Source organism: Streptomyces sp. iso_384 (assembly GCF_056172905.1).
Window position 1 is genome coordinate 5883400 of record NZ_JBWBTT010000001.1, and the last position, 11294, is coordinate 5894693.

Annotated in this window: 8 protein-coding genes; 2 read left to right on the forward strand and 6 right to left on the reverse strand. The window is 72.1% G+C overall.

What is annotated here, in order from left to right; genetic code table 11:
* Positions 1 to 42: 42 nt before the first annotated feature.
* The 4 genes from AC0VY3_RS26295 to nsdA form a co-directional block, all read right to left on the reverse strand.
* On the reverse strand, positions 43 to 2502 hold the full coding sequence (locus AC0VY3_RS26295) for a [protein-PII] uridylyltransferase (protein ID WP_103510740.1): 2460 nt from the start codon (positions 2500 to 2502) through the stop codon (positions 43 to 45).
* Positions 2503 to 2531: 29 nt separating this feature from the next.
* Positions 2532 to 2870 carry a P-II family nitrogen regulator gene (locus tag AC0VY3_RS26300; RefSeq protein WP_006127894.1) on the reverse strand — a complete coding sequence of 113 codons (339 nt, stop codon included), beginning with the start codon at positions 2868 to 2870 and terminating at the stop codon, positions 2532 to 2534.
* On the reverse strand, positions 2867 to 4219 hold the full coding sequence (locus AC0VY3_RS26305; protein ID WP_103510742.1) for an ammonium transporter: 1353 nt from the start codon (positions 4217 to 4219) through the stop codon (positions 2867 to 2869). The genes AC0VY3_RS26300 and AC0VY3_RS26305 overlap by 4 nt, the downstream gene beginning before the upstream one ends.
* A 357-nt stretch (positions 4220 to 4576) precedes the next feature.
* On the reverse strand, positions 4577 to 6052 hold the full coding sequence (nsdA, locus tag AC0VY3_RS26310) for a transcriptional repressor NsdA (protein WP_359144809.1): 1476 nt from the start codon (positions 6050 to 6052) through the stop codon (positions 4577 to 4579).
* A 455-nt stretch (positions 6053 to 6507) separates the two neighbouring features.
* Here nsdA and AC0VY3_RS26315 point away from each other — a divergent pair, with 455 nt between their 5' ends.
* Positions 6508 to 7155, forward strand: coding sequence for a bifunctional DNA primase/polymerase (locus AC0VY3_RS26315; RefSeq protein WP_242736914.1), 648 nt, complete (start codon positions 6508 to 6510; stop codon positions 7153 to 7155).
* Between the two features lie 102 nt (positions 7156 to 7257).
* Here the strand turns inward: AC0VY3_RS26315 and ftsY are convergent, their stop codons facing one another.
* Positions 7258 to 8469: a signal recognition particle-docking protein FtsY gene (gene ftsY / locus AC0VY3_RS26320; protein WP_475550736.1), complete on the reverse strand. Its 1212-nt coding sequence runs from the start codon at positions 8467 to 8469 to the stop codon at positions 7258 to 7260.
* Positions 8470 to 8661: 192 nt separating this feature from the next.
* Here ftsY and AC0VY3_RS26325 point away from each other — a divergent pair, with 192 nt between their 5' ends.
* Positions 8662 to 9648, forward strand: coding sequence for an LLM class flavin-dependent oxidoreductase (locus AC0VY3_RS26325; protein WP_475550737.1), 987 nt, complete (start codon positions 8662 to 8664; stop codon positions 9646 to 9648).
* A 67-nt stretch (positions 9649 to 9715) separates the two neighbouring features.
* Here AC0VY3_RS26325 and AC0VY3_RS26330 read toward each other — a convergent pair whose 3' ends face one another.
* The gene (locus AC0VY3_RS26330; RefSeq protein WP_475550738.1) at positions 9716 to 11134 is read right to left on the reverse strand and encodes a sugar porter family MFS transporter; all 1419 of its coding nucleotides are present in this window, start codon (positions 11132 to 11134) and stop codon (positions 9716 to 9718) included.
* Positions 11135 to 11294: the final 160 nt, after the last annotated feature.

Sequence of the window (11294 nt, forward strand, 5' to 3'; positions counted from 1 at the left end):
CCCTCGCCCGGAACCTGCCGGACGAGGGCTGGTCGTACGCGGTCAGCCGAGGGCCTTCTCGACCTCCCGGGCGACCTCGGCGGCCCGGTCCGGGAACAGGGGTTCGCCGTCGGTGCCGGTGACGTAGAAGGCGTCCACGGCGTTGGCGCCGAGGGTGGAGACATGGGCGCTCCGCACCCGTACCGCACTCCCTTCCAGGGCCCGGCCGATCCGGTGCAGCAGGCCCGGGGCGTCCTGGGCGCGGACCTCGATGACGGTGGCCCGGCGGGAGCCCGCTGCGGCCACGGTGACCCGGGGCGGCGGGGCCTTCACCCCGCGCCGGCGCGGATAGGCGGCCTCGCGCTCGGCGAGCCGGGCCCGGATGTCCAGGGAGCCGTCCAGGGCGCGTACGAGGTCGGCGCGGAGCCGGGCGGCCTGCGGGAGGGAGCCGTACTCGGCGGCGACCCGCCAGCTGAGCAGCAGCAGGTCCGCCCGCTCCCCCAGCTCGTTCGGCAGCTCCACCGCGCGCAGGTCGGCGGCGCGCACGGTGAGGCGGTGCAGGGCGAGGATCCCGGCGGCGGCGGGCAGCACGCCGGGGCGGTCGGGCAGGGCGATGAGGAGTTCGACACCGACGGGTTCCACCTCGCCGTCCCCGGCGGGCTCCTCGGGCTGGGTGTGCAGGGCGAGGACGGGTTCGCCGGTGCGCAGGGCCTCGATGGCGAGGCGTTCGTGCTCGGCGCTGGGGGCCGCGTCGTCGGGTTCGTCGGGGAACTCTCCGGCGAGCACCGCTCCGACCCGTTTGACCAGGTCGGCGACGAGGGAGGCGCGCCAGGCGGACCAGGCGGCGGGCCCGGTGGCGAGCGCGTCGGCCTCGGTGAGGGCGTGCAGCAGCTCCAGGGTGGAGGCGCTGGAGACGGCCCCGGCGACGGCCTGGACGGTGGCGGGGTCGTCGAGGTCGCGCCGGGTGGCGGTGTCGACGAGCAGCAGATGGTGGCGTACGAGGGTGGCGATGACGCCCACGTCGTGCTTGTCGAAGCCGATCCGGGTGGCCATGTCGCGGGCGATGACCTCGCCTGCCACGGAGTGGTCGCCGGGCCAGCCCTTGCCGATGTCGTGGAGCAGCGCGGCGACCAGGAGGAGGTCGGGGCGGTGGACGCGGCGGGTCAGGGCGGAGGCGCGGACGGCGGTCTCCACCAGGTGCCGGTCGACGGTCCAGGTGTGGACGGCGTTGCGCTGGGGGCGGCAGTGGACGCGTTCCCAGTCGGGCAGCAGCCGGGTGATGATCCCTTCCGCTTCGAGCGCCTCCCAGACGCCGACGGTGGCCTCACCGGCGCCGAGCAGCGTGACGAGTTCCTCGCGGGCCTCGGGCGGCCACGGGACCGGCAGCGGCTGGGCGGTGGTCGCCAGGTGGCGGACGAGGTGGCGGGAGAGCGGGAGTCCGGCCTCGGCGGCGGCCGCGGCGGCGCGCAGGGTGAGGACCGGGTCGCGTTCGGGGCGGGCGGCGCGGGCGAGGACCACTTCGCCGTCCGCGTCGACGACGCCGTCGGCGAGCGGGGTGCGTTCGGGGGCGGCCTTGGAGCCGAGGCCGCCGCTGAGCATGGCGCGGAGCTTCGGGCGGACCGAGCGGGCGCGCAGGACCCGGTTGACCTCGCGCCAGGTGACGTCGGTGGCGTACGAGACGGTGCGGGCGGCCTCGTAGACCTTGCGCAGCAGGACGTCGGCGTCGAGCAGGCCGAGGGCCTCGGCGACCTGGTCCTGTTCCTGGAGGGCGAGCCGGTCGGTGGCGCGCCCCGTGGTGAGGTGGAGGGCGTCGCGGGCGTCGAGGAGGGTGCGGCGGGCCTCGGCGAGTCCTTCGCGGGGTGCGTCGGCGACCCAGGAGGCGGCGACCGCGCGCAGGGCGGTGGCGTCCCGGAGGCCGCCGCGGGCCTCCTTGAGGTCGGGTTCCAGGAGGAACTGGAGCTCGCCCGCCCGTTCCGCGCGTTCCTGGCAGAGCTCGTGGAGGGCGGGCAGGCGTTTGGGGGCCTGGTTGCGCCAGTCGGCGAGGATCGCGGTGCGCAGGGAGGCGACGAGGCCGAGGTCGCCGGCGACCGGGCGGGCGTCCAGCAGGCCGAGCTGGACCTTGAGGTCCTCGCCCGCCGTCTTCCGGGCCTCGCCGGGGGTGCGTACGGAGTGGTCGAGGGCCAGGCCCAGGTCCCAGACCGGATACCAGATCGCGTCGGCGAGGGCGGCGAGGGCCGCCGCGTCGGCGCTGCCGTCGTGCAGGAGGAGCAGGTCGAGGTCGCTGCGCGGGGAGAGTTCGCCGCGGCCGTAGCCGCCGACGGCGACGAGGGCGGCGCCGCGCACTTGGGCGCGGGTCGCGGCGGCGGTGAACAGGCCGGTGAGCCAGTCGTCGGTGAGGCGGGCGAGGGCCGTACGGCGCGGCGGCCCGGACCGCGCCTCCTGCTGGAGGAGGCGCAGCCGGGCCGCCGCGTAGCCGCTGGGTCCCGAGCCTTCGGTTTCGGTGGTCACTTCGGTACTCGTCACCCAGCTGCCTTCCGTTTGCGGGCCGTCGGTCAGAGGGCGTCCGGGCCGCGCTCGCCGGTCCGTACGCGGACGGCGGTGTCGACCGGGACGCTCCAGACCTTGCCGTCTCCGATCTTGCCGGTACGGGCGGCCTTGACGACGACCTCGATGAGCTGTTCGGCGTCCTCGTCCTCGACGAGGACCTCGATGCGGATCTTGGGCACCAGGTCGACGGTGTACTCCGCGCCCCGGTAGACCTCGGTGTGGCCGCGCTGCCGCCCGTAACCGCTGGCCTCGGTGACGGTGAGCCCCTGGACGCCGAAGGCCTGGAGGGCCTCCTTGATCTCGTCCAGCCGGTGGGGCTTCACGACTGCGGTGATGAGCTTCATGCGTCCACCTTCTTTGCCTTCGGTGCTGCCGTCGGGTCCGCCGCGGGGGCGGTGGTGCGGGAGACCGAGCCGCCGCCGGTGCCGCTGAAGTCGTAGGCCGTCTCGGCGTGCTCGACCTGGTCGATGCCGGAGATCTCGTCGTCCTCGGAGACCCGCATCCCGATGGTCTTGTGGATCGCCAGGGCGATGACCGCGGAGACGACGAGAGAGTACGCGAGGACCGCGACGACGCCGACGACCTGCTTGCCGAGCTGTTCCACACCGCCGCCGTAGAAGAGGCCGGCGGCGTCGGACTGGACGCCTCCGGTGGCGAAGAAGCCGACCAGGAGGGAGCCGATGATGCCGCCGACGAGGTGGACGCCGACGACGTCCAGGGAGTCGTCGTAGCCGAACTTGTACTTCAGGCCGACCGCCATGGCGCACAGGACACCGGCGATGACGCCGATCGCGATAGCGCCGAGCGGACTGACGGAGCCGCCCGCAGGGGTGATGGCGACGAGGCCGGCGACCGCGCCGGAGGCGGCGCCGAGGGTGGTGAAGGAGCCGTGGCGCAGCTTCTCGTAGACCAGCCAGCCGAGGACGGCCGCGGCGGTGGCGACCTGGGTGTTCAGGAACATGACCGCGCCGACGCCGTCATCGTTGCCGAGCCAGGATCCGGCGTTGAAGCCGAACCAGCCGAACCACAGGAGGGCCACGCCGAGCATGACGAGCGGCAGGCTGTGCGGCCGCATCGGGTCCTTCTTGAAGCCGATGCGCTTGCCGATGACCAGGATGACGCCGAGGGCGGCGGCACCGGCGTTGATGTGAACGGCCGTACCACCGGCGAAATCGATGACGCCCATCTCGAAGAGCCAGCCGCCCGAGCCCCAGACCCAGTGGGCGACGGGGAAGTAGACGATCGTGACCCACAGGACGATGAACAGCGCCCAGGCGGTGAACTTCACGCGGTCGGCGAGCGCACCGCTGATCAGGGCCGGGGTGAGGATCGCGAACATCAGCTGGAAGGCGGCGAAGACGTACACCGGGATGGTGTAGCCGTCCCAGAGTTCGGTGACGCCGATCCCGCTGAGGCCGACGTACTCGGAGCTCCAGCCGATGACCGAGCCGACGTCGGAGCCGAAGGCCAGGCTGAATCCGTAGAGCACCCACAGGACCGTGACGATCCCGAGGCTGATGAAGCTCATCATCAGCATGTTCAGGGTGCTCTTGACGCGGACCATGCCTCCGTAGAAGAAGGCCAGGCCGGGGGTCATGAGCATCACCAGGGCCGTGCAGATGAGCATGAACCCGGTGTTGGCGGCAGACAGCTCAGGGGCGTCTGCGGCAAGCGTCGTGATGCCTGGGGGCATCGGCGTCTCCTCGTCGTCGGTGCGGCCGCGGCGTGCGGGGGAATGCTGCGGGACCACTGGGGAAAAGGTGCGGGCCGGTTATGAGCCACGAGGTTGGCCGAGCGCCGTTTCCGGGGATGCCGCCCGATGTTTCGCGAGCGTGACGAAGAGGGATCGCGTGTTACGGCCGAATGAATCCGGGGTGGCGCGTCCGGTGCCCTGCCTATCCTGCGTCGCACGCCGCATACGGCGCGGTTGAAACGCCCGGGAGCCGGAAAACACGAAACCGGCCACGGCGGCCCTCCGTGTGACCAGGCGATGGGGGAGCCGAGTCGGGCTGTACGGAAGGGGCGCCGCGGCCGGGGCCGGTGGTGCCGGTCAGACCGCTTCGGCCGTCTCCGGCAGCTGTTCGTGGAGCAGCTCGGTGAGCCGGGCGACGTCGGCGACATCGCCGAAGTCCCTGGCAGCGGTGTCGACGGTCTTGCGCAGGCGGGTGTTCACGCGCTCGGAGCGGACCTTCTTGGCGATCTTCAGGGCGCGGGTGGCGAGCACGGTGGACTCCTCGGGCTCGCGCTGGAGGAGGTGGACGGTGGCCATGCCGATGAGGTTGAGCGCGTAGGAGCGCTGGTGCTCGTCGTCCTCGCCGAACAGCTCGACGGCCTTCTCCATGACGGGCTCGGCGAGCGAGGCGTAGGTGGGGCTGCGGCCGGCGACATAGGCCAGGTCGCGGTAGGAGTGGGCGTTCTCGCCGTTCAGCTCGGCCTCGGAGAAGAAGCGGATCCAGTCGGGCTCGGGCTCGCCGTCGAGACCGGCGTCCAGGAAGGTGTCCTCGGCCATCCGGACGGCCCGCTTGCACTTGCTGGGCTGGCCCATGTTGGCGTAGGCGCGGGCCTCCATCGCATACAGCATGGCCTGCGTACGGGAGGTGGCGCAGTCGCGGCTGCCGTACTGCGCGAGGTGGATCAGCTCCAGGGCGTCGTCGGGGCGGCCCAGGTGGATCATCTGACGGCTCATGCTGGAGAGGATGTAGCTGCCGAGCGGCTTGTCCCCGGCCTCCTTGGCGGCGTGCAGGGCGAGCACGAAGTACTTCTGGGCGGTGGGCTGGAGGCCGACGTCGTAGCTCATCCAGCCCGCCAGCTCGGCCAGTTCGGCGGCGCAGCGGAAGAGCCGCTGGGCGGTGGGGCCGGGCTGGGGCTCCTGGAGCAGGTCGGTGACCTCGTGCAGCTGCCCGACGACGGCCTTGCGGCGCAGTCCGCCGCCGCACTGGGCGTCCCACTGCCGGAACATCGCGGTGGTCGACTCCAACAGGTCCAGCTCGGGCCGGGAGAGCCGGGAGGGGCGGTGGTCGGAGGACGGGGCCTCCGGTTCGCCGGGGCCCTGGGTGGGGACGGGCACCAGCCAGCGCTGCATCGGCTCGATGAGGGCGGGCCCGGCGGCCAGCGCCAGCGAGCTGCCGAGGAAGCCGCGCCGGGCGAGCATCAGGTCGCTGCGGGAGAACTCGCTGAGCAGGGCGACGGTCTGCGGGCCGGCCCAGGGCAGGTCGACGCCGGCCACCGAGGGTGACTGGTGGGCGGTGCGCAGCCCGAGCTGCTCGACGGCGACGACGGCGCCGAAGCGCTCGGAGAACAGCTCGGAGAGGATGCGCGGGATCGGCTCGCGCGGCTGCTCGCCGTCGAGCCAGCGCCGCACCCGGGAGGTGTCGGTGCTGATGTGGTGGGCGCCCATCTGCCGCGCCCGCCGGTTCACCTGGCGCGCCAGCTCGCCCTTGGACCAGCCACTGCGCACGAACCACGACCCCAACTGTCCGTTGGGACGCTTTCCGGCATCCGTGTCGCCTGCGCCGCTGCCACTCACTGGAACGCCCCCATCCCGCTTGAAACCTCATCGCGCGAACCATTATCAGAATGCCGTGCATCGGTGCTGTCCGTCCGGGAGTTGCCCCCCGTCGACATCTCGACTTCACCGACGTCGTCGAACAGGAAATCGGGTTGCCCGCGGCATACCCGTGGGTGCACATACTCCCAGGGTTCGTGTACCGACGGTAATCCTACGATCACCCCTCCCGCGAGGGGAATTGAGGAAACGCCACCATTCGCCACCCCTTCGAATGAACCCGACTGCCGCCGGGCGCGCTTGACTTGAGCGACCAGGACCGAGGGCGAGCGGATGGAAGCACTCGGGGGCGCGTACACCGTGTTGCACTCCCTTTCGCACTACCGCGCACGCCACTCGATCGAGTTGCAGCGACGGAGGGTTACCCGAGCGACGCGGGTCGTAACCACCGGCGAGCCGGACCCGTTGGAGGGGGCATGGGCTTCACGATCGGCGGCATCCGGGAGATGCGATCCGGTGCGCGGCGACGCCACCGCGGCACCGAGGGCACGGCGGTGGCCGAGTACACAGGGCTGTGGGGCTGGGCGGTGACGCCCGGGGCCCGGGCCGCGGCCGGCTCCTGCTCGTGCGGCGATCCGGCCTGCCCGGCGCCGGGAGCCCACCCGCTGAGCTTCGCCCGCGAGGTCCCGGCGGGCACCGGCCTGGACCGTGCGTCGGACGCCTGGGCCGAGACGCCCGGAGCGGCGGTGCTGCTGCCGGTGGGCCGCTCCTTCGATGTCCTGGAGGTCGCGGAGCAGGCCGGGCGACGGGCGCTGGTGCGGCTGGAGCGGATGGGGCTGCCGTCGGGGCCGGTCGCGGTGACACCGACCGGGCGGGCGCAGTTCCTCGTCGCCCCCGGGGCCGCCGCCGAGCTGCCCGAGCTGCTCTACCGGATGGGCTGGGACGACGCCGCTCTCGATCTGCGCGCCCTGGGCCCGGGTACGTACATCACCGCCCCGCCCTCCGACCTCGGCGGCCTCGGCCCGGTCCGCTGGCTGCGGCCCCCGGTGCTGGACACGGCGGCCGCTCCCCCGCAGGCGCGGCTGCTGCTGGGGACGCTGGCGTACATCTGCCACCGCTCGTAGAAGTCCGGGAAACGGCGGATCGCAGCGGCCGGGAAACGGCGGACGGGCGGCGGGCTCCTCGCAGGAGCCGCCGCCCGTCCGCCGTACCGGATGCGAAGGGGGTCAGTCGCCGATCAGGGCGTCCACGAAGGCGCCCGGCTCGAACGGGGCGAGGTCGTCCGCCCCTTCGCCGAGGCCGATCAGCTTCACCGGTACGCCCAGCTCGCGCTGGACCGCGATGACGATGCCGCCCTTGGCGGTGCCGTCGAGCTTGGTGAGGACGATGCCGGTGATGTCCACGACCTCGGCGAAGACCCGGGCCTGGACGAGGCCGTTCTGCCCGGTGGTGGCGTCGAGGACGAGCAGTACCTCGTCCAGCGGACCGTGCTTCTCCACGACGCGCTTGACCTTGCCGAGCTCGTCCATGAGACCGGTCTTGGTGTGCAGCCGGCCGGCGGTGTCGATGAGGACGACGTCCGCGCCCTCGGCGATGCCTTCCTTGACCGCGTCGTAGGCGATCGACGCCGGGTCGCCGCCCTCGGGCCCGCGGACCGTACGGGCGCCGACGCGCTCGCCCCAGGTCTGGAGCTGGTCGGCGGCGGCGGCGCGGAAGGTGTCGGCCGCGCCGAGCACCACGCTGCGGCCGTCCGCGACGAGCACCCGGGCCAGCTTGCCGGTGGTGGTGGTCTTGCCGGTGCCGTTGACGCCGACGACCATGACGACGCCGGGGGTCTCGGCGCCGCCCTCGGTCTTGACCTCACGGTCGAGGTCCGGGCCGAGCAGGGTGATCAGCTCCTCGCGGAGCAGCGTGCGCAGGTCCTCGGGGGTACGGGTGCCGAGCACCCGGACGCGTTCACGGAGCCGCTCGACCAGTTCCTGGGTGGGGACGACGCCGACGTCGGCGGTGAGGAGGGTGTCCTCGATCTCCTCCCAGGTGTCCTCGTCGAGGTTGTCGCGGGAGAGCAGGGTGAGGAGCCCCTTGCCCAGCGAGTTCTGCGAGCGGGCGAGCCGGGCGCGCAGACGGACGAGCCGGCCGGCGGTGGGCTCGGGGACCTCCAGCGCGGGGGCCTCGGGGGCCTCGGCGACCGGGGCCTCCTCCACGGGCGCGGTGGCGTCCGGGAGGCCGACTTCGTCGATGGTGCGCCGCGCTTCGTCGCGCGGTGTCTCGGCCTCCTCGCCGACCTGCGGCTCGGCGGGAGGAGTGATGGTCGGCGCGCTCGGCGGCGGGGGCGGCAGCTTCTTCTTCTTGCGGCTGCCGACCACGAGCCCGCCGACCAGGCCGACAGCGACCAGGGCGATGACTACAGCGAGGATGACGATTTCGACGAGTTCCATAACCCGTCCAGTATCGGCCACGGCCGTGCCGCGGGTGCTGCCCCGGCTACACCCTCGGCGATCCGGTGGACCCCTATGCACCTTTTGGCCGCAATCCGGATGCCCACCCCTACACTTCTGACGCCTCGTCAGGTACGGTGCCGCCGCCCCCCTGCCCGTACAGCCGCCCGCTCCGGCGAAGGGACGCCCCCGATGGCCTTCACAGTGGTCCGGTTCAATCTCGTCGACCCGGCAGCCGAACCCGTGGCGCTCTCGGCCCGCTATCGCGCCGCCCTGGAGATGGCGGCGTACGCGGACGAGCACGGCGTCGACACGGTGCAGACCGAGGAGCACCACGGGGTGGCGAACTCCTGGCTGCCCTCCCCGTTCACCTTCGCCGGAGCGGTCTTCGGCGCCACCCGCCGGATCGCGGTGACCGTCTCGGCGATCATCGGGCCGCTGCACGATCCGCTGCGGCTGGCGGAGGACGTCGCGGTGCTGGACCTGCTGAGCGCGGGCCGGCTGGTGACGGTGGCGGGGATCGGCTACCGCCCCGAGGAGTACGAGCGGGCCGGGGTCGAGTGGGGGCGGCGCGGCCGGCTCCAGGACGAGCTGCTGGAGACACTGCTGGCCGCGTGGACCGGGGAGCCGTTCCCGTACCGGGGCCGTACGGTACGCGTCACCCCGCGCCCGTACACGCGGCCGCACCCGTTGCTGCTGGTCGGCGGCAGCTCGCGGGCGGCGGCGCGGCGGGCGGCCCGGCTGGGGCTGCCGCTGTTCCCGAGCGCGCATCTGCCGGAGCTGGAGGCGTACTACCACGAGCAGCGCGCGGTCCACGGGACGGAGGGCTTCTGCATGATGCCGGCGGCCGAGACGCCGCTGCTGCATGTGTCCGAGGATCCGGACCGTACGTGGGCGGAGTACGGCGAGCACTTCCTGCACGAGGCACGGACGTACGCCTCGTGGCAGTCCGAGGACATCCGCTCGGCGGTGCGCTCGGCGGCGACGACGGTGGCGGAGCTGCGTGAGGAGGGCGTGTACCGGATCGTCACCCCGGACGGGCTGAAGGCCCTGGAGGCGGAGAGCCTGGTGCTGCATCCGCTGTGCGGCGGAATGCCGGTGGAGGAGGGGTGGCGGAGCCTGCGGCTGTTCTGCGAGGCGGTGGGCCGGGAGAAGCCGACGGCCCCGGCTCAAGGGTGAGCCGGGGCCGTCGGTGAAGAGGAGAGGGGCAGCGGGGGGGTGGCCCATCTCCTCCAGTGCGGGGGGGTCAGCCCATCTCCTCCAGTGTTTTGCCCTTGGTCTCCTTCACGAACTTCAGCACGAAGGGGATCGAGAGCACGGCGAAGCAGGCGTAGATGATGTACGTCCCCGAGAGGTTCCAGTCGGCCAGGCTCGGGAAGCTGGCGGTGATCGCCCAGTTGGCGATCCACTGAGCGAAGACGGCCACGCCGAGGGCGGCGGCGCGCAGGCGGTTCGGGAACATCTCGCCCAGGAAGACCCAGACGACGACACCCCACGACAGGGCGAAGAAGAGCACGAAGGTGTGGGCGGCGATCAGGGCCACGGCGCCCTGCGCGGTGGGCAGCTTGCCGTCGACCAGGTCGGCGGAGAAGGCCCACGCCTCGACGGCCAGCGCGACCGCCATGCCGACGGAGCCGACGAGGGCGAGCGGCCTGCGGCCCACCCGGTCCACCAGCACCATCGCGATCACCGTGCCGATGATGTTGATGATCGAGGTGGTGAACGAGTAGAAGAACGAGTCGGTCGGGTCGACGCCGACGGACTGCCACAGCGTCGCCGAGTAGTAGAACGCGACGTTGATGCCGACGAGCTGCTGGAACATCGAGAGGCCGATACCGACCCAGACGATGGGCAGGAAGAAGAAGCGGTTGCCGAGCAGGTCCTTGAAGGAGGACTTGTGCTCGCGGTGCATGGCGGTCTCGATCTCGGTCACCCGCGCGTCGAGGTCGATCTTGTTGCCCTCGACCTCTTCGAGGATCTTGCGGGCCTCGGCCTTCCGGCCGACCGAGATGAGGAAGCGCGGGGACTCGGGGATGGCGAAGGAGAGCAGCCCGTACAGGACGGCCGGGACGACCATCACGCCGAGCATCCACTGCCAGGCCTCCAGGCCCAGGATCTTGCCGCGCTGGTCGCCGTCGGCGATCTGGAGGACGGCGTAGTTGACCAGCTGGGAGACGGCGATGCCGATGACGATCGCGGCCTGCTGGAACGAGCCGAGCCGGCCGCGGTAGGCGGGCGGGGAGACCTCGGCGATGTAGGCCGGGCCGATCACGGAGGCCATGCCGATGGCGAAGCCGCCGATGATGCGCCACATCGCCAGGTCCCAGAGGGCGAACGGCAGTGCGGAGCCGATCGCGCTGGCCGTGAAGAGCACCGAGGCGATCTGCATGCAGCGGATGCGGCCGATCCGGTCCGCGATCCGGCCGGCGGTGGCGGCGCCGATCGCACAGCCGATCAGCGCGATGGCGATGACCTGGGCGAGGGTTCCGGAGCCGATGTCGTACCGGTCGCGGATCGCCTCGACCGCGCCGTTGATGACGGAGCTGTCGTAGCCGAAGAGGAAGCCGCCCATCGCCGCGGCCGCGGTGATGAAGATGACATGGCCGAGGTGGTCCGGATGGGCCGCCCTGGGCCCGGACTCGGGTCCGTTCGCTGTGCTGGTCACGTGAACTCCTGATGCCTGGCCGCAAGTCAGACGTGGGGGGTGAGCCTTCCCAGTGGGGCACAACATCCGGCCCGCCACCACTTGAAGGCGAAATCAACTTTGCAGAGGTTATGCGTTCAAGAAGCGAAGTCAAACAGCGGGTCCTGCGTTGCCTGCCCAG

What these genes read in the sequence shown, in the direction of transcription:
- AC0VY3_RS26300 (WP_006127894.1), bottom strand. Translation starts at nt 2,870, where the DNA reads ATGAAGCTCATCACCGCAGTCGTGAAGCCCCACCGGCTGGACGAGATC.
- AC0VY3_RS26305 (WP_103510742.1), bottom strand. Translation starts at nt 4,219, where the DNA reads ATGCCCCCAGGCATCACGACGCTTGCCGCAGACGCCCCTGAGCTGTCT.
- AC0VY3_RS26315 (WP_242736914.1), top strand. Translation starts at nt 6,508, where the DNA reads ATGGGCTTCACGATCGGCGGCATCCGGGAGATGCGATCCGGTGCGCGG.
- ftsY (WP_475550736.1), bottom strand. Translation starts at nt 8,469, where the DNA reads ATGGAACTCGTCGAAATCGTCATCCTCGCTGTAGTCATCGCCCTGGTC.
- AC0VY3_RS26325 (WP_475550737.1), top strand. Translation starts at nt 8,662, where the DNA reads ATGGCCTTCACAGTGGTCCGGTTCAATCTCGTCGACCCGGCAGCCGAA.